15 protein-coding genes are annotated in these 17,297 nt (G+C 64.4%); 9 read left to right on the plus strand and 6 right to left on the minus strand.

The window, feature by feature from the left end:
- Positions 1-65 precede the first annotated feature (65 nt).
- Positions 66-410, plus strand: coding sequence for a DUF488 domain-containing protein (locus B8784_RS11625; RefSeq protein ID WP_233356089.1), 345 nt, complete (start codon positions 66-68; stop codon positions 408-410).
- On the opposite strand, the gene ygfZ is transcribed toward B8784_RS11625, so the two are convergent.
- Positions 407-1,225, minus strand: a complete 819-nt coding sequence (ygfZ, locus tag B8784_RS11630) for a CAF17-like 4Fe-4S cluster assembly/insertion protein YgfZ (RefSeq protein WP_084398115.1) — start codon at positions 1,223-1,225, stop codon at positions 407-409. The genes B8784_RS11625 and ygfZ overlap by 4 nt on opposite strands.
- A 195-nt stretch (positions 1,226-1,420) precedes the next feature.
- Here ygfZ and B8784_RS11635 point away from each other — a divergent pair, with 195 nt between their 5' ends.
- From B8784_RS11635 to B8784_RS11645, 3 genes are all read left to right on the plus strand, one after another.
- Positions 1,421-1,891 (plus strand): hypothetical protein, encoded by a 471-nt coding sequence (locus tag B8784_RS11635; protein ID WP_084398116.1) that lies wholly within the window; start codon positions 1,421-1,423, stop codon positions 1,889-1,891.
- Between the two features lie 55 nt (positions 1,892-1,946).
- Positions 1,947-3,290 carry a dihydroorotase gene (locus B8784_RS11640; RefSeq protein WP_084398117.1) on the plus strand — a complete coding sequence of 448 codons (1,344 nt, stop codon included), beginning with the start codon at positions 1,947-1,949 and terminating at the stop codon, positions 3,288-3,290.
- Between the two features lie 98 nt (positions 3,291-3,388).
- Entirely contained in the window at positions 3,389-4,816 is a 1,428-nt protein-coding gene (locus B8784_RS11645) for a M20/M25/M40 family metallo-hydrolase (protein ID WP_084398118.1), read from the plus strand.
- 10 nt (positions 4,817-4,826) lie between these two features.
- Here the strand turns inward: B8784_RS11645 and B8784_RS11650 are convergent, their stop codons facing one another.
- Positions 4,827-5,198 (minus strand): hypothetical protein, encoded by a 372-nt coding sequence (locus B8784_RS11650; RefSeq protein ID WP_143435447.1) that lies wholly within the window; start codon positions 5,196-5,198, stop codon positions 4,827-4,829.
- A gap of 189 nt (positions 5,199-5,387) precedes the next feature.
- Between B8784_RS11650 and B8784_RS11655 the strand changes: the two genes are divergently transcribed.
- The 3 genes from B8784_RS11655 to B8784_RS11665 are packed head-to-tail and all read left to right on the plus strand — an operon-like array spanning position 5,388 to position 9,645.
- A complete protein-coding gene (locus B8784_RS11655) occupies positions 5,388-6,173 on the plus strand; it encodes an ion transporter (protein ID WP_084398120.1) in 786 nt (261 codons plus the stop codon).
- Positions 6,170-8,035 (plus strand): feruloyl-CoA synthase, encoded by a 1,866-nt coding sequence (locus B8784_RS11660; protein WP_084398121.1) that lies wholly within the window; start codon positions 6,170-6,172, stop codon positions 8,033-8,035. The genes B8784_RS11655 and B8784_RS11660 overlap by 4 nt, the downstream gene beginning before the upstream one ends.
- Before the next feature lie 38 nt (positions 8,036-8,073).
- Positions 8,074-9,645 (plus strand): acetolactate synthase large subunit, encoded by a 1,572-nt coding sequence (locus B8784_RS11665; protein ID WP_233356091.1) that lies wholly within the window; start codon positions 8,074-8,076, stop codon positions 9,643-9,645.
- 142 nt (positions 9,646-9,787) lie between these two features.
- Here B8784_RS11665 and B8784_RS11670 read toward each other — a convergent pair whose 3' ends face one another.
- Positions 9,788-10,600 carry a glycine zipper 2TM domain-containing protein gene (locus B8784_RS11670; protein WP_084398122.1) on the minus strand — a complete coding sequence of 271 codons (813 nt, stop codon included), beginning with the start codon at positions 10,598-10,600 and terminating at the stop codon, positions 9,788-9,790.
- A 160-nt stretch (positions 10,601-10,760) separates the two neighbouring features.
- Here B8784_RS11670 and B8784_RS11675 point away from each other — a divergent pair, with 160 nt between their 5' ends.
- A complete protein-coding gene (locus B8784_RS11675; protein ID WP_084398123.1) occupies positions 10,761-11,825 on the plus strand; it encodes a class I SAM-dependent methyltransferase in 1,065 nt (354 codons plus the stop codon).
- A gap of 61 nt (positions 11,826-11,886) precedes the next feature.
- Here the strand turns inward: B8784_RS11675 and B8784_RS11680 are convergent, their stop codons facing one another.
- Positions 11,887-14,361: a TonB-dependent receptor plug domain-containing protein gene (locus tag B8784_RS11680; protein WP_084398124.1), complete on the minus strand. Its 2,475-nt coding sequence runs from the start codon at positions 14,359-14,361 to the stop codon at positions 11,887-11,889.
- A gap of 163 nt (positions 14,362-14,524) precedes the next feature.
- Between B8784_RS11680 and B8784_RS11685 the strand changes: the two genes are divergently transcribed.
- Positions 14,525-15,340 (plus strand): SDR family NAD(P)-dependent oxidoreductase, encoded by an 816-nt coding sequence (locus B8784_RS11685; protein WP_084398163.1) that lies wholly within the window; start codon positions 14,525-14,527, stop codon positions 15,338-15,340.
- Between the two features lie 155 nt (positions 15,341-15,495).
- Here the strand turns inward: B8784_RS11685 and hemW are convergent, their stop codons facing one another.
- The gene (gene hemW / locus B8784_RS11690) at positions 15,496-16,659 is read right to left on the minus strand and encodes a radical SAM family heme chaperone HemW (protein ID WP_084398125.1); all 1,164 of its coding nucleotides are present in this window, start codon (positions 16,657-16,659) and stop codon (positions 15,496-15,498) included.
- Positions 16,656-17,258: an RdgB/HAM1 family non-canonical purine NTP pyrophosphatase gene (gene rdgB / locus B8784_RS11695; RefSeq protein WP_084398126.1), complete on the minus strand. Its 603-nt coding sequence runs from the start codon at positions 17,256-17,258 to the stop codon at positions 16,656-16,658. The genes hemW and rdgB overlap by 4 nt, the downstream gene beginning before the upstream one ends.
- Between the last annotated feature and the right edge of the window lie 39 nt (positions 17,259-17,297).

Below are 17,297 nucleotides of genomic sequence, written 5' to 3' on the forward strand. Positions count from 1 at the left end.
GGCAGGCGCGGCATGCCTTGCCAAGGTCCAATCACGCACCGACATGACGGTTCATGGATATCGGTGTGAAGCGTATTTATGACACGCCCTCAAACGAGGATGGCGCCCGGTTTCTGGTCGACCGGCTCTGGCCGCGTGGCCTTTCGAAGGACAAGGCCGGGCTGACGGCGTGGCTGAAGACGGTTTCGCCGTCGAATGCGCTGAGAAAACGCCTGCACGGCGACGCGATTGGCTGGGATGAATTCGTCTCGGCCTATGTCGCCGAGCTGCAGGGCGAAGCCGCACAAGAGGAGCTGGAGACCATCCGGAAGGCCGCGTCGAAAGGCCGGGTCACGCTGCTGTTTGCGAGCAAGCAGACCGAGCGCAACAATGCGACGGTGCTGCGCGACTATCTGATGAAACAGGACTAGTCGGCGCCGGCGTCGCTGAGGCTGGCGGCCAGTTCTTCCTTCAGCCAGCCTGTCTCGATCAGATGGACGGATTGGTCTGCGACCGACAGGCTTTCCCCGGCCTCAAGCGCCTTGGCGAGACGGTCGGTGCGCAGCCGGGCAAGCGCATGGGTCGGGCAGGCGCTCGTCACCTCCCCGATGGAACCGCCGGCCATAACCTCCTGGCCCGGCTCGATATTCTCGCCTTCGAGCACGACGCTGCGCTTGCGCAGCTTGCCGCGCCGGTGCATGCGCGAGACGACTTCCTGGCCGATGAAACAGCCCTTTTTGAGGTCGACCGCGCCATAGCGGTCCATATTGATCTCCCACGGGAAGACATCGGCGGCGCCGAAGTCCGCGCCCCATTCGGGAATGCCGGCCGGAATACGGATCGCGTCCCAGTCTTCCTGCGAAAGCTCCGGCGCCGCGCCAGCCTCGACCACACCGCGCTTTGGCATGGCCTCGGAGCGCGGGTCGGGCGCGCCGTCCTCTGTAATGGCGGCGGCCTTGTTGCCGTCGACCTCGATCTCGACCTTGGCGCGCAGGCGGAACATCTTCAGCCGCTTGGCCAGGTCGCCGACGGCGTTGGTGGCGGTGTCGAGCAGCGCACCGGTCTCGGTGCGGTGCGCGATGAAATCGGCGATTACCTTGCCTTGCGGGGTGAGCAGGGCGCCGTAGCGGGCTTCGCCGACGTCCCAGTCATGCGTGTTGTTGGTGACGAGCCGCTCAAGCAAGGAGAGCGTGTCGGGGCCATCCATGACGAGGATGGAGCGGTTGGGAAGGATCGCGGTTTCCATGGGACGTGATTTAGGCGTTCCTGACGGAAGCGCTACCCCCGGTCCCTGAAATCGGCGGTGCAGTAGAGGGTACAGCTGGAGGGTGCAGGAAACGGTGCACCGGGCCGGCCCTTGCCTTGAAGGGCCATGGAGCGAAGGATGCGGGGTGCGGCGATGTGCGATTCGCCTTCTGGCGGCATGAGGAAGGGGCTCCGTTTGAAACCGATTGCGACGATCCTCGCGCTAGCCTTTCTGGGTGTAACCGGCGGTTGCCAGATGCTCGGTGAGCGGGCCGAATGCCAGGAGAATATCACCGCGCTCAAGGCTTCGGTCGAGGAGACCGGCTTCTTCCTGCAGGCCCTGCGCCCGGAGCTGCGCGACGGCTTTGTCGCGCTGGAGGCCTGTCAGGACCGGTCCGGTCCTTGTGAGGCGGGGGACTGGCTGTTGCGCGCCGAGCAGTTGCGCTTGCAGAACAATGTCGTGCGCAGCCGGCTGGAAGTCGCCTCGAATGCCTATGATGCCGCCCGGTGCGAGGGCGCGGTCGTCAATGACAAGCTGAGCCCGTTCCGCGATGCCGGGATCGATGCGCCCAAGCCCGATAGCTGGCGCGGCTATATCTCCGCGCTCGACCAGACCGGCAAGCAGATCGACCGGCTGATCGAGGGCTTCACGGTCTATGCACGCTGAGGGTGCGTGATTTCGCCGGGATGACTCTGCGGCCAATCGGGCGCATATAACAGCCATGACCGAGACTTATGACCTGATCCTGAAAAACGGGACCGTCGTGACGCCCGGCGGCGAAGACCGTGCCGACATCGCCGTCAAGAATGGCAAGATCGCCGCCATCGGCAAGTTCGAGGAGACCCAGGCCGGCGAGACCTATGACGCGACCGGGCTGCACATCCTGCCGGGCGTGATCGACAGCCAGGTCCATTTCCGCGAGCCAGGGCTGGAATACAAGGCCGACCTCGAGACCGAAGCGCGCTCCGCCGCGCTCGGCGGGGTGACGGCAGTGTTCGAGATGCCGAACACCAACCCGTCCACGACCTCACCGGACATGCTGACCGACAAGCTCAACCGCGCGAAGGGCCGCATGGACGTTGACCATGCCTTCTATGCCGGGGCGACGCATGAGAACACGCACCTGCTCGGCGAGATGGAGCAGATGCAGGGCTGCTGCGGGGTGAAGGTCTTCATGGGCGCTTCGACCGGCGACCTGCTGGTGCACGACGATGAAGGCGTCGAGGCCGTGCTGCGCTCGATCAAGCGGCGCGCGGCGTTTCACTCCGAGGACGAATACCGCCTCGAAGAGCGCCGCAAGCTCGCCGTTGAAGGCGACTGGCAGAGCCATATCGTGGTGCGCGATGTCGAGGCGGCCGTCTCCTCCACGCGGCGCCTCTTGAGGCTCGCGCGCAAGACGGCCAAGCGCATCCATGTGCTGCACATCTCCACGGCCGAGGAGATGGAGCTGCTGCGCGACGCCAAGGATGTGGCCTCCGTCGAAGTGCTGCCGAACCATCTGACACTCTATGCGCCGGACTGTTATGAGCGCCTGAAAGGCTTTGCCCAGCAGAACCCGCCCGTGCGCGAGAAGCGCCACCAGGATGCGCTGTGGCGGGCGGTCAATGCCGGGATTGTCGATGTGCTGGCGACCGACCATGCCCCGCATACGCGTGAAGAGAAGCTGAGGCCCTATCCGGCGTCTCCCTCTGGCATGCCGGGTGTGCAGACATCGGTGCCGATCATGCTGACCCATGTGAACAATGGAAAGCTGACGCTGCGCCGCTTTGTCGAGCTGACGAGTGCCGGCCCGCAACGTGTCTTCGGCATCGCCAATAAAGGCCGCATCGCGGAAGGCTATGATGCCGACTTCACGGTGGTCGACCTGAAGCGCCAGGAAACGATCACCGAGGACTGGTGCAAGGCGAAATGCGGCTGGACGCCCTATGACGGCTTCGAGGCGACCGGCTGGCCGGTGGCCACCATCATTCGCGGCAATTTCGTCATGCGCGACGGAGAGATCACCCAGAAGGGCGGCGGCAAGCCGGTGCGCTTCAACGAGACGCTGGAGCCGGTCGAGGTGTGATCGGGCGGGGCGGTTACCAGAAGCCCATGACTCTTTCCTGAAAGCGGCTAAGGTAGCCCCAAATCGGGCGCGGCCCGAGAGTCAGGAAAGGGGAGAGCATGGCCTTCAGACATACAGGGCGTTTCATTGCAGGGGCCGTCATGGCCGGGCTTCTGGCGGCGCCCGTCGCCATGGCGCAGGAGCGGACCGACGCCGAAAAGCAGGCGCGCGAGATCTACAGGAATATTGTCGAGATCCGTTCGGCGCGCGGGCAGGAAAAAGTGCCCGAAGTGGTCGACTATCTGGTCGGCGAACTGAAGGCCGCCGGCTTCACCGATGAGGCGCTCGAGGTCACCGACTATGATGCTGCCGGCGAGCACACCCAGGGCCTGATGGTCTGGTACCGGGCCGAGGGCGAACCGGCGCAGAAACCCATCGTTCTGCTGGCCCATATGGATGTCGTCGATGCGCTGGCCGAGGACTGGGTGCTCGACCCGTTCACGCTGACCGAGCAGGACGGCTATTTCTTCGGGCGCGGCACCGCCGACAACAAGTATGGCGTCACCACGCTCGTCTCCACCTTCATCCGGCTCAAGGAAGAAGGCTTCGAGCCGACGCGCGATCTTGTCATGGTGCTGTCCGGCGATGAGGAGACCGGCATGGTCTCGACCCGTGCGCAGGCGAACTTCGTGGCCGAGAATATCGACCCGGCCTTCGTGCTGAACGCCGATGCCGGTGGCCTGACGCTCGACCGCGATGGCGCGCCGCTGGATTACGGGATCCAGGGCGCGGAGAAGACCTATGCCACCTTCGAGCTGACGGTCACCAATCCGGGCGGCCACTCCTCGCGTCCGCGCAAGGACAATGCGATCTATGAGCTCGCCGACGCGCTGAAGAAGATCCAGGCCTATGAGTTCCCGGTGCGCCATAACGAGCTGACGCTCGCCTCCATGGACGCTTCCGGCCGCAAGCGGCTCGACAAGCTCGGCATGGCCATGCGCGCCTTTGCCGAGGACCCGACCGACGAGGAGGCCATCGAGACGCTGCGCGCCGATCCGTCGACCGTCGGCCAGATCGGCACGACCTGCATTGCCACCATGCTGCGCGGCGGCCATGCCGAAAACGCCCTGCCGCAATCGGCTACGGCCACCGTGAACTGTCGCATCTTCCCCGGTGTCGGCATCGAGGCCACCGAAGAGACGCTGAAAGAGGTGGTCGGCAATGAAGAGGTCGAGTTCAAGCTGATCTCTGACCTCGTGGAGAGTCCGGAGTCCGGCATGCGCGAGGAGGTGCTCGAGGCGGTGAAGGCGGCGCTCGATGAACGTGGCGTCGATGTGCCGGTCATCCCGCACATGTCAGCCGGCGGCACCGATGGCATGCACTACCGCAATCTCGGCTATGACACTTACGGGGTCGGCAGCCTGGCGGCGAAGCCGAATGACACGTTCGCCCATGGGCTGAACGAGCGCGTCCTGGTCGACAGTTTCTATGGCGGGCTCGACCAGTTCTATGTCATCCTGAAGGCGCTGGCCGGCAGCGAGGCCTGAGGAAGAGCGATCAGATGGCTGCCGGCTTGCAGGCGATGTCCCGCAGCCGGTAGCTCTCTCCGCTTTCGCGGCGCACCGCAAAGCAGCTGTTGCCATTGGTCAGGATGTCGAAAACGGCGGGCAGCGCGCTCGAATGCCGTGTCTTCTTGCCCGGCAGGGCCGGCATGACGGAAATGGTGGTCGAGGAGGAGAGGTCTTCCGGGCCGAGCCTGATGCGGGGGCGGTCGACCGCATCGGCCAGGACCGCCTTCACGCGCGATAGCGTCGTCTCGTCGACATTCTCCAGCACGGCCGCTTCCCGCCCGGTGGCGGTCTGGCAGGCGCCCGTGGCAATGGGCACGCACAGGATGGCGGCGGCGAGGCGAAGGCGTCTGATCAGCATGGACATCCCCTGTCATGGCCCGCCCTGACACGACGGGGTGGACCTCTATAACAGGCTGGTCCGGCTTTGTAAGGTCTGATTCGGAGACCAGCGCCGGACCATGGAGAATATTTAACTGTTTGCATGAGAAAAGGGCCTGACGGCTCTGACGGTGTTGCATTTTTTGCCGGAACGGGGGAGTCAGGGAATATGAGCGAACGCACAGGGCTGAACCGTCGGCTGTTCTGGCTGTATGAGGGGACAGGGAAAGCGTCCTTCTGGTTCCGCTGGGCGTTGCTCGTCTTCGATTTCGTGACCATCGCCTACTTTCTCTGGGCCCCGTTCGAGACCCGCGAGCGCGGCCACTACATCGCCGACTATGTCATCGGCGCAGTCATCCTGTGTGACCTGCTGGCGCGGCTCTACATCGCCAAGCACAAGCACCGCTTCTTCCTGAAATGGATCAACTGGGCCGATCTGGTGGTCGTCGTGACCATGTTCGCGCCATTGCTCGTCTCGAACTTCGCCTTCCTGCGTGTGCTGCGCGCGGTCCGCGCGATCCGGGCCTTCACATTCATCCGGCGGGTGAAGGTGCTCACGCCCTTCTTCCAGCGCCATGAGCGGATCATCGACAAGGTGACGAACCTTTTCGTCTTCGTCTTCATCACCGCCGCGCTCGTCTATGCCCTGCAGGTTGGCCAGCCGGAGTCGAGCGTCCACACCTATATCGATGCGCTGTATTTCACCGTCACCAGCCTGACCACGACAGGCTATGGCGACGTTATCCTGCACGGCCAGCTCGGGCGCTTCATCGCCATCCTTGTCATGGTGCTCGGCCTGTCGCTCTTCCTGCAGCTCCTGCGCGCGATCATCGAGCCGGAAAGCAAGGTCGAGTGCGAATGCGAGACCTGCGGCCTGATGCGCCATGACCGCGATGCGGTGCATTGCAAGCATTGCGGGGCGCTGATCAAGATCAAGACAGAAGGGGTTTTATGACCGCCGGCATCCGTTTTCGCGAAGTTCCCTATCTGCCGCAAAAGCTGGAGATGGAGACGCGTGACGATGGCTGCGTCCTGCTGCGCAACGGCCAGCCGAAGCGACCGCATCCGCCCCACATGCTGGCTCCGCTCGTCTACTGGGCGGCGGCGGACCCGGGCCGGACCTGGCTCGCCCAGCGCGATCCGGACGACCCGTCGAAGCCGGGCTGGATCCGTCTGACCTATGGCGAGGCGCTGACGCAGATCCGCTCGCTGGCGCAAGGCTTCCTCAAGGCCGGCGCCGGGCCGGACCGTCCGGTGATGATCCTCTCGCGCAATGCCATCGAGCATGCGCTTGTCATGTATGCCGCGATGTGGGCGGGCAGCCCGGTCGTCCCCGTCACCCCGGCCTATGCGACGCTGAGCGAGGATTTCGCACGCCTCAACCATGCCGACCGGCTGACCGAGCCGGGCATCCTCTATGTCGAGGATGGCGCGGAATACCAGCGCGGCCTCGATGGTATGGAGGTGGGCGACCGGCTGGTCCTTTACCGGAAGACTGCGCCAACGGGCGTGCGCAGCGAGTCGCTTGAGGCATTTGCCAAAGCTCCGACCAGCGCCGTTGATCTCGCCTATGACCGGCTGAGCGAGGAGCGGGTCGCGAAATACATGCTGACCTCGGGCTCCACCGGCGAGCCGAAGGCGGTGATCAACACCCATGGCAACATCGCTTCCATGGTGAAGATGATCCGCTCGGTCTGGGATGTGGGGCGGCTGGAAGAGATTTCCCAGGGCCCGCAGGTCATGGTGAGCTTCCTGCCCTGGAGCCACACCTATGGCGCCCATTCCATCCTGCACTCGATGACCGACTGGGGCGGCACGCTCCATATCGACTGGGGCGCGCCGACACCCGCCCGCCTGCCGGAAATGCTGCGCAATCTCCGCGAGGTCGCGCCGACCCAGCATACCACCGTCCCGGCGGCCTGGGCGGCGATCGCGACCGAGCTGGAGCATGACCGCGCGCTGGCGGAAACCTTCTTCTCGCGCATCATGGTCATGGCCTATGGCGGCGCGAGCCTCGGCCAGGACATTTATGAGCGCATCCAGAACGTTGCCGTCGACGTCACCGGCGAGCGGATCAGCCTGTCGGCTGGCTATGGCGCGACCGAAACCTCGCCCACCATCTCCAATGTTCACTGGCCGAGCGACACGATGGGCCTCATCGGCCTGCCGCTGCCCGGTTGCGAGTTCAAGCTGGCGCCTGTGGGCGAGAAGATGGAGTGCCGCGTGCGCGGGGCGGGCATCACGCCCGGCTACCTCAAGGATCCGCAGAAGACGGCCGAAGCCTTCGATGAGGAGGGCTTCTACAAGCTCGGCGATGCGGTGAAATTCCGCGACCCGGACGATCCGGACAAGGGCCTCGCCTTTGACGGGCGCATTGCCGAAGAGTTCAAGCTCGCCAACGGGACATGGGTGTCGGCTGGCACGGTGCGGGTGAAGGCGGTCGAGGCGGTCGATGGGGCGCTGTCGGATGTGGTTGTCTGTGGCCTGAACGAAAACGAGATCGCCCTGCTTGGCTTCCTCAACGAGGCCTGGTGCCGGCGCAAGACGGAGCGGAACGTCGGCATGGACGAGCTGACCGGAGACGAGACGGTGCGCGCGGCTGTGAAGGCGGGTTTGAGCGCCTATAATCGCGCCCATCCCAACGCCGCCAAACGTGTTGCGCGTATCCTGCTGCAGGCAGAACCGCCGCGGCCTGACGCCGGCGAGATTACCGAGAAGGGCTACATCAATCAGGGCCGCGTTCAGAGCCTGCGGGCGCAAGAGGTGAAGCGGCTCTATTCGACACCCTATGATGATGACATCATCGATATCAGCTAGGACGGGCAAGGATCCGTCCGTATAAGGAGACATTTTTCATGGTCGACAGCGACACGACGAAACTGACAGGCGCCGATGCGCTGGTCTCAACCCTGGCCGACCTTGGTGTGTCCGCCTGCTTTGCCAATCCGGGCACCTCTGAAATGAACCTCGTCACCGCGCTCGACCGCGAAACGCGCATCAATGCGGTGCTCTGCCTGTTCGAGGGCGTGGCGACCGGGGCCGCCGACGGCTATGCGCGCATCACAGGTGAGCCGGCCATGACGCTGCTGCATCTCGGCGCGGGCTATCTCAATGGCGGAGCGAACATTCACAATGCCAAGCGCGCCGACACGCCGATGATCAATGTCATCGGCGACCATGCCGTGCCGCACCGGCGCTACGACGCGCCGCTCAATTCCGACATTATGGGGCTCGCCGGCCCGAACTCGATCTGGATCAAGTCCGCCGACAGTGTCGAGACGACCGGCAAGCTGGCGACTGAAGCCTGGACGGCGAGCTTCGGCCCGGCGCCGGGGCCTGTCTCGCTGATCCTGCCGGCCGATTCCGCCTGGACCGAGGGCGGGGTAAAGGGCGGCAAGGCCGTCCGGCCCACCTTGCGCGAGACATCGAAGGAAAAGATCGATGCGGCCGCCGCAGCCATTGGCCGGGCGAAACAGCCGGTCCTCTTGATCAATGGCACCGCGCTCGGCGAGGACGGGCTGAAGGCCGCCGCCCGGCTGAAAAAGGCCGGTGTGCGGATCATCACCGACACCTTTTTTGGGCGCCAGCGCCGCGGCGCCGGGGTCTTCTTCCCCGACCGGATGCAGTATTTCGCCGAAGGCGCGATGAACGATCTCGAGGGCACCGACCTGATGCTGACGGCCGGCACCCACCTGCCGGTTGCTTTCTTCGCCTATCCCGACAAGCCAAGCCTGCTCGTGCCCGAAGGCTGCGAGACGATGGATCTGGGCGGCGCCGACAGCGACAGCGCGAAGACGCTGGCCGCGCTTGCCGATGCGATGGGCGCGAAAGAGGCCGCCGACCCGGCGCCGCTGGAGAAACCGGCCTCGGCGCCGACGGGCGAGCTCAACGCGGCTTCTGTCGGAGCGAGCGTGGCGCGGCACATGCCGGAGAATGCCATCGTCTCCGATGATGGCGTGTCGAATTCGCTGCCGGTCTTCCTGTCGACCATCAAGGCCGAGCCGCATGACTGGATGGGGCTGACCGGCGGGGCGATCGGGCAGGGCCTGCCCCTGGCACTCGGGGCGGCTGTCGCGGCACCTGACCGTAAGGTGATCGCGCTGACAGGCGACGGCGCGGCGATGTACACCAATCAGGCGCTGTGGAGCATGGTGCGCGAGGGCGCCGACGTGACCACCATCGTCTTCGTCAATCACAGCTACCGCATCCTGAACATCGAGCTTGCTCGCACGGGCGCTGGCAATCCGGGCCCGACGGCGAAGGAAATGCTGGAGATTGGCGGGCCGGATATCGACTGGGTCAGCCTCGCCCAATCCATGGGCGTGGAGGCGACAGCCGTGACCACGGCGGAAGACTTCGATGCCGCCTTCGAGGAGGCGATGAAGCAGAAGGGCCCGAGGCTGATTGCGGCGCTGGTGCCGGGATAAGCCTGCTGGCCCCACCCTGACCTTCCCCAGAGAGGAGAGGCGGGAGGGGGGAGATCTAACGGCACAAACAAAAAGGGCCGCGACTGATCGCGGCCCTTGTCCCGGGCTGACCCAGACAGGGCCGTCTCCGGCCACTCTACATCTAGTCTACAAACTCCCAGCGGTCGCCGCCAACATTACAGGCGGTCGCTGGTTCACTCACGCGTTGTCCGTTGACGTAACGGTCGCGATAGACGGTGCGGCATTCGCCGGTGTCCTGCGGGGCGGAATAGCCGGCATTATAGCCCTGCGTGGTCGCGCCATATTCCGGGTTGCTCCAGGCCGGATTGCTCTGGGGCGAACCGCCATAAAGCTCTTCGCCGGGGCGCAGGTCGACGTCGCCCTGATAGCTGTTGCCATAGCTCGCAGAGCGCGGACGGTTCTCGTTCCAGGCATTGCCGTAGGGCTGGCGTGTCGGGGGCGAGACATTCATGTTGCCATAGCGCTGGCGGGTGTCCGGGCCATAGGCGCGGGTCGTGTTGCAGTTCGACATGCTGCCGGCCAGCGCATTGCCGGCCATGGCACCGACCACACCGCCGATCAGGGCGCCGGCGACCTTGTCGCCGTCATTGTCCCGGTGGCGGCGGTGGCCGCGATAGCCGTAGCCATAGCCCCGGTCCCAGCCGCGCGAATAGCGGTGGTGGCGTTTGCGGTGGTGTTTGTCACCATCATCGGCGATCGCAGCGCCGAGCAGGCCGCCGGCAATCGCGCCGACCACGGTGCCGGCCGTCTGGTTGGAGCGACGGTCGCGGTCGCAATTGGCATTGGCGTTGGCATAGGCCTGATCCTGATAGCCATAGCTGTCATAGCCATACCCATCATCGTAGTCATAGCCGTCATATCCGTATTGCTGGGCAGCGGCCGGGAGGCTCATCGCAAGCGCTGCGGCGCTGCCGAGAATTGCCATGCGGATCATCGAGATCTCCTTTCACGATACCCGGACACACCAGTCCCGGCACCTTCGAATGCTACCCTAGCATATCCATCTGAACGCAGTCTGAAGACGAAAGCATATAGTTTTCAGAGCATTATTCGTGCCACTGGACGCGGTTTCCCGATGCGCCAATATAGGGGGCATGGGACTTCTCGACGAGACAGGAAAAACAATGAGCCGGGCGCGCTATGTCGGCGCCCAGGGACTGCGCTCGGCCTGGTACGGCGCGCAATATGCCATCGCGAAACGCCGCTCGGCGGGGTTCAACCGCCCCGGCGAACCGCCCTTCAAGCCGACCAACCCGGTCGATACGAAGGAATTGCGCGCGAGCTTCTTCCGCCTTTTCGCGCAGGACCGGGCAAATATCGAGGCGGGGCTCTATCCGGCCCCGGCGGATGTGCGCGTCGCCGATCTCGGCAAGGCCGTGAAGCGGGCCGGGCACTTCCTGAAGGATATCGCGGATGTCGACCGCCGGCGCGTGGCGCGCGACGGCGCTGAGGTGCGTGAGACGCTGGAGAGCTCCAACCGCTATCCGGCTTATTACCGCCAGAACTTCCACTATCAGACCGATGGCTGGCTGTCGGATGAGAGCGCGCAACTCTATGACCACCAGGTCGAGGCGCTGTTTACCGGCGCCGCCGATGCGATGCGCCGCCAGGCGCTGGCGCAGATCGTGGCCGAGGTGAAGGGGCGCGACCAGCGTGAAGTGGCCTTGCTCGATCTCGCCTGCGGGACGGGCCGTTTCCTGCGTGAGACGATGCGGGCCTTCCCGCGCCTGAAAGCGACCGGGCTCGACCTCTCGCCCAATTATGCCGAACGGGCGCGCCAGCTGGTCGCGCCCTGGCCGCATGTGGAGATCGTCGAGGGCCTGGCCGAGGCCATGCCGCTGGAAGATGCCTCGCAGGATGTGATCGTCTCGGTCTATCTCTTCCACGAATTACCGGAGAAGACGCGCAAGGCGGTGATGCAGGAAGCCGCCCGCGTGCTGAAGCCGGGCGGGGCCTTCATCATCGCCGACAGCTTGCAATTCGGGGACAATGAAGGGCTGGACGGTATCCTCGAATATTTCCCGGAAGGCTTCCACGAGCCCTATTACAAGGCCTATCTCGGCTGGGATTTCACCCCGCCCATGCAGGAGGCCGGGTTTACGCTCGAGCACAGCGAGAACGCCTTCCTCACCAAGGTGAATGTCTGGCGCAGGGCTTGAGCCAAGAAAAATGCCGCCCCTTTCGGAGCGGCATTTCGCGATTGGATTTCAGCCTGAAGCCTTACCAGTGATAGCTGGCGCGGCCATAGACGAAGCGGCCGGAGAAACCGAACGGACTGCGGCTCGAATACGGGAAGATCCCGTTGAAGCTCAGATTGTCCGGCGTCTGCGTCGGGTATTCGTCGAGGACATTGTCCGCGCCGATCCCGACCGAGACACGCTCCGACAGGTCGAAGTCGACCGACGCGTCGAGGATCCATGCGGAATCGAGCGTATAGTCGTTATCCGGATTGGAGGACGGCACGAGGACGTCGCCAAAACGGGTGGCCCGGACATTGAAGTTCGCGATCTGGTAGGAATAGTCACCCGACAGGATCAGCTTCGTTTCCGGAGCGCTTTCCTCAAGCGTGAGGGAGCGGTCGCGCCCGAACAGGACGAGATCCGGAATGACCATGTTTTCCGGCACCTCGGTGACGTCGGTCTCGGAATAGTTGAACGCGGCCGAAACGCCGAGCTCGCCCATGTCGCCGAAGTCGAAGTCATACTTGGTGACGATGTCGACACCCGTGGTCTCGGTCTCGATACCGTTCTGGAAGAAGCGCACCAGCTGTGCGTTCACCCCGGCATCGTCGAGCACGGCCTGAACTTCCGGCCCGCCGAGATTCTCGGTCAGGAAGATCTGGTCGTCGATATCGATGCGGTAGGCATCAATGGTGATGAACCAGTCCGAAGTCGGCGTGATCACCGTGCCCAGCGAGTAGCTCACGGACTCTTCCGCATCGAGCTGACCGCCGCCCAGCGCGATGGCTGCGTCGGAGGTTGCCGGGAAGGTGCCGACCTCGAAGGGAACGCCGTCGATGAAGTTCGTGGAGATCGACGTGAAGTACTGCTGCTGCAGGCTCGGCGCGCGGAAGCCGGTCGAGATGGCCCCGCGAATGGCGATCTGATCGGTGAAGTCATAGCGCCCGGCAATCTTGCCGGTCACCGTGTCACCGAAATCGGAATAGTCCTCATAGCGGACCGCGGCCGACAGCAGGGTGCGGGTATTCGGCTCCCACTCGATTTCACCATAGAGGCTGGTGGCATCGCGGCCTTCATCGACAGCCGATTCCGGGCTGAAACCCGGGAAGACCTGGCTGCCGGCAGCCGCCGGGACCGGATCGCCGTCATCGTCGAGGATCGGGTTGCCGAAATAGTCCGTCGCCGGGAACGGCCCCTGAATCCAGGAGGCTTCCTCGCCGGCCTCGATCTCGAAGTTCTCGTCCCGGTACTCGGCCCCGAAGGCGAGCGTCGTCGTGCCGGGCAGGAGATTGTCGAAGGTGCGGACGATGTCGGCGTTGAAGGTGAGCTGGTCGAACGTCATCGTCCCGGCATCGAAGCTCGTCTGGCTCGTCGGGCCGAGCGAGGCGTTGAGCGAGTTGGTGACGGAATATTCGAGCTCGTTGGAGCCGCGCACGACGCTGAAGTCGTAATCCCACTCATTCGCCGTGCCGCGCACGCCGCCGCCGAGGCTGTAGTCGAAGACATCGCCGCCGATCACCGGCAGGAAGCCGCCGGGATAGATGTCGGAGATGTTCCGGCTGTCGATGGCGCGGCGATAGAAGCCGGGGCTCTCGCCTTCACGGTCCTGCAGGCCGCCAAAGGCATAAAGCTCGACGCCATTGTTCAGGTCATAGCCGGAGTTGAAGAACAGGTTGATGTTCTCCGCGCGGCCATTGCCGTAATTGTGGTTCAGCCGGTTGAAGGTGCGCTCGGCTTCGTCGAAGGCCGGCGTATCCGGAAATTGCTGGCGCGGATCGAGCCCGGCGCGATTGGTGCGCTTGCGCAGCGAGTATTCCGCCGAGACGGTGAGGAAGCCGTCTTCGCCGAGGCCGAAGCCGGCCCAGCCGCCAACATTGGTGGTCTGGCCGTCGACTTCGCTGCGGTTCAGGCCTTCCGGATCGGTGACATGTGCGCCGTAGCGCAGGTTCACCGCGCCGCCGGAATCGGCTTCGCGCAGGAGGACGTTGATCACGCCCGCGATCGCATCGGAGCCGTACTGGGCCGAGGCGCCGTCGCGCAGGACCTGGACGTTGCCGATGGCCGTGGTCGGAATGGCGTTGAGGTCAACCGCCGCCGAGCCACGCCCGACAGAGCCGTTGATGTTGACCAGGGCCGACGTGTGGCGGCGCTTGCCATTGACCAGGACGAGGGTCTGGTCCGGCGCCAGGCCGCGCAACGTGGCCGGGCGGACGATGTCGGTGCCATCATTGATGGCCGTCTGGTTGAAGTTGAAGCTGGGAACGGTCGTCGTCAGGATCTGGTTGAGTTCGACGCGGCCGGTATCGGTCAGTTCCTCGACCGGGAAGACATCGACCGGGACAGCCGTTTCAAGCGCCGTACGGTCCGTCGAGCGGGTACCGGTAACAACGATTTGGCCCTGGCGGAGTTCGTCAGACTGTTCGGTGTTCTGGGCATTGTCCTGCGCGATGGCAGGTTGCGCAAACAGGATGATGAGTGGTGCTGCCGTGCAAAGCAGCCTTTTTCTTTGTTTCATAAGATTCCCCTCTTGCAGGTGCAGATCGCTCAGCCGAATCTGCGAGGGCGGATGTTGAGCTTGGGGGGATGTGAAACAAGATGGCCGGAGAAATGAAGTCTGAGTGTGACGATTATGTTACAGCTGTCGTCGAGTAAAACTGCAAGAAATGGTCGGAACAGACATGAAACCTAACAAACTTTCCCTGATAACCGGGGCGTCAGCCGGCCTTGGGGCAGAATTTGCTCATCAGTATGCGCAAAAGGGCTGGGATGTCGCATTGACGGCGCGCCGGGCCGACAGGCTCGACAAACTGGCGCGTGAGCTGGAGGAAAAGTACCAGGTCGCCACCCTCGTCATCACGCAGGATCTCGCGCATGAGGCGAGTGTCGATGTGATCCTCGCCGAACTCAGGGAGGCTGGCCGGCATGTCGACGCGCTGGTCAACAATGCCGGATATGGCCTGCCGGGCACCTTTTTCAATACGAGCTGGGAAGACCAGGCGCAGTTCATCCGTGTGCTGTACACCGCGCCTGTCGAGCTGGTGCACAAGCTGCTGCCCGGCATGGCCGAGCGTGGCTTCGGGCGCATCATCAATGTCGCCTCGCTCGCCGGCTATACGCCGGGTTCCAATGGCCACACCCTCTATGCCAGCGTGAAGGCGGGGATCATCAAATTCTCCGAAAGCATCCATGCCGAAGCGCAGGCGGCCGGCCATGACATTCACTGCACCGCGCTTTGCCCCGGCTTCACCTGGACCGAGTTCCACGATGTGAACGGCACGCGCAAAATGGCGAGCGAGTCCCCGAAATGGATGTGGATGGAAGCCGGCCCGGTTGTCGAGGCTGGCATCGATGGTGTGACACGTGGGCGGCCGGTTGTTGTGCCCGGCGCGGTCAACAAGGGCGTGGCGATGCTGACCCGCATCCTGCCAGAGCCGCTTGGCCGGGAGATCATGAAGCAGCAGTCGAAGCGGTTCCGGAAGACGGAGACCGACTAGGGGAGAGCCTGATGTTCAGGCGAACGGCCTCTCCTTCGATTTGGCTCAGGATGAGGTCTTGAGAGGCGGCGAAGAATAGCGCTCATCCTGAGCGAAGTCGAAGGACGAGCGCGGGCGAGCGGGCATGGTGCCCCGCCTCGGTAGGGTTACGGGGCTCAGGGCGACAGCTCGGCTGCGATCCGGTCGGCCAGCAGGCGGCCCTCCGGCGTTAGCGCGATGCGCTCGCCGGTCCGGTGCATGAAGCCCTCATCGATGAAGGCCTGGAGCGTCGCCAGGTCGGGCGGGGCGCCGGTCAGCGTCTCGACCCGTGTGATGTCGAAGCCTTCGCCGGGCCTGAGGCCGAGGGCGAGCAGCTCCCGGGCCGTGTCGACGGGCGAGAGCGGTTCGCCGGCTAGACCTGCGGTTTTGGAGACCGCTGCGATGTAGTCGCCGGGCTTGAGCGGGGCGAGGGTGGCTACGCGCTGGCCCTCAAGGCTCAGCCGCCCATGTGCGCCGGGGCCGAGGCCGATCCAGTCCCCGCCGCGCCAATAGGTGAGATTGTGCTTCGACTGGGTCTCGCGCGAGCGGGCATGATTGGAGACTTCATAGGCTGGCAGACCATGAGTTTCGGCGACGGCCTGCGTCAGCTCATAGAGGTCGGCCTGGTCATCGTCCGGCATGGGCTGAAGCTCGCCCCGCTCGGCGCGTTTGCCGAAGGCGGTGCGCTCGGCAATGGTGAGCTCATAGAGCGACAGGTGCGGTGCGCCTAGCGACAGCGCTTCGGAAAGCTCTGTCTCCCAGGCTTTCGGCGACTGGCCGGGCCGGGCATAGATGAGGTCGATCGTATGGTTCGGGAAATGACGCGCCGCCAGCTCGACGGCCCGGCGCGCCCCGGCGGCATCATGGTCACGCCCGAGAAAGCCGAGGGCGTCGTCGTCCAGCGATTGCAGGCCGATGGAGAGCCTGTTGACGCCGGCCCCCGCCCAGGCGGCGAGGTCGGCACCCAGCACATCGTTGGGGTTTGCCTCCAGCGTGATCTCGGCATCCGGCTCGAGGCCGAAAAGAGCGTCTGCCTGACGGACAAGCCCGGCGATCTCTGCCGGCGCCATCAGCGAGGGCGTGCCGCCGCCGAAATAGATCGAGCCGAGCTTCGGGTGGCCCTCCAGTACACGGGCATGGCGGGCGAGGTCGTCGCCCAGGGCCCGCACAAGGGCTGAATTGTCCCTGTCCTTCGCGGCATAGACGTTGAAGTCGCAATAGGGGCAGATCTTCGTGCAATACGGCCAGTGGACATAGAGGCCGAAGCCGTAGGCCGACCCGAAGGGCAGGGCGGGGCTCATGAAAGCAGGGCGGCCTTCAGCTTTGTGAAGGCATCGGCGCGGTGGCTCATACCGTGTTTCTTCGCCGGATCCATTTCACCGAAGGTCACGGACTCGCCATCGGCCACGAACATGGGGTCATAGCCGAAGCCCTTCTCGCCGCGCGGCGGCCAGACCAGCTCGCCATGCACTTCGCCCTCGAACACCTCCTCATGGCCGTCGGGCCAGACGACGGCGAGCGCGCAGACGAATTTTGCGCGGCGATTGTCGGTGCCGATCTCGGCAAGCTCGGTCTCGACCTTTTCCATCGCCTTCATGAAATCGCGCGGCTCCCCGGCCCAGCGCGCGGAATAGATGCCCGGCATGCCGCCCAGCGCCTCGACGGCGAGCCCGCTATCGTCCGACAGCGCCGGGGCGCCTGTCGCTTCGGCCGCCGCGCGGGCCTTGAGCAGAGCGTTTCCGGTGAAGGTCATCTCGGTCTCTTCCGGTTCGGCGAGGTCGAGATCGATGGCGGAGACCACTTCGAGACCGGCCGGTTCGAACAGGTCCTTGAGCTCTCTGACTTTTCCCTTGTTATGGGTGGCGGCGACGAGGCGGCCTTTTCCGAGTTTGCGAGTCATGGATGTATGTGGCTCCGATCTTGCTTTCTGTGTGAATGT

Source organism: Henriciella aquimarina, from assembly GCF_002088975.1.
Taxonomy (GTDB): Bacteria; Pseudomonadota; Alphaproteobacteria; order Caulobacterales; family Hyphomonadaceae; genus Henriciella; species Henriciella aquimarina.

Coding starts and splice junctions, on each gene's coding strand:
- rdgB (WP_084398126.1), bottom strand. CDS start 17,258: ATGACTCGCAAACTCGGAAAAGGCCGCCTCGTCGCCGCCACCCATAAC.
- B8784_RS11640 (WP_084398117.1), top strand. CDS start 1,947: ATGACCGAGACTTATGACCTGATCCTGAAAAACGGGACCGTCGTGACG.
- B8784_RS11665 (WP_233356091.1), top strand. CDS start 8,074: ATGGTCGACAGCGACACGACGAAACTGACAGGCGCCGATGCGCTGGTC.
- hemW (WP_084398125.1), bottom strand. CDS start 16,659: ATGAGCCCCGCCCTGCCCTTCGGGTCGGCCTACGGCTTCGGCCTCTAT.
- B8784_RS11670 (WP_084398122.1), bottom strand. CDS start 10,600: ATGATCCGCATGGCAATTCTCGGCAGCGCCGCAGCGCTTGCGATGAGC.
- B8784_RS11655 (WP_084398120.1), top strand. CDS start 5,388: ATGAGCGAACGCACAGGGCTGAACCGTCGGCTGTTCTGGCTGTATGAG.
- B8784_RS11650 (WP_143435447.1), bottom strand. CDS start 5,198: ATGCTGATCAGACGCCTTCGCCTCGCCGCCGCCATCCTGTGCGTGCCC.
- ygfZ (WP_084398115.1), bottom strand. CDS start 1,225: ATGGAAACCGCGATCCTTCCCAACCGCTCCATCCTCGTCATGGATGGC.
- B8784_RS11660 (WP_084398121.1), top strand. CDS start 6,170: ATGACCGCCGGCATCCGTTTTCGCGAAGTTCCCTATCTGCCGCAAAAG.
- B8784_RS11680 (WP_084398124.1), bottom strand. CDS start 14,361: ATGAAACAAAGAAAAAGGCTGCTTTGCACGGCAGCACCACTCATCATC.
- B8784_RS11645 (WP_084398118.1), top strand. CDS start 3,389: ATGGCCTTCAGACATACAGGGCGTTTCATTGCAGGGGCCGTCATGGCC.
- B8784_RS11675 (WP_084398123.1), top strand. CDS start 10,761: ATGGGACTTCTCGACGAGACAGGAAAAACAATGAGCCGGGCGCGCTAT.
- B8784_RS11685 (WP_084398163.1), top strand. CDS start 14,525: ATGAAACCTAACAAACTTTCCCTGATAACCGGGGCGTCAGCCGGCCTT.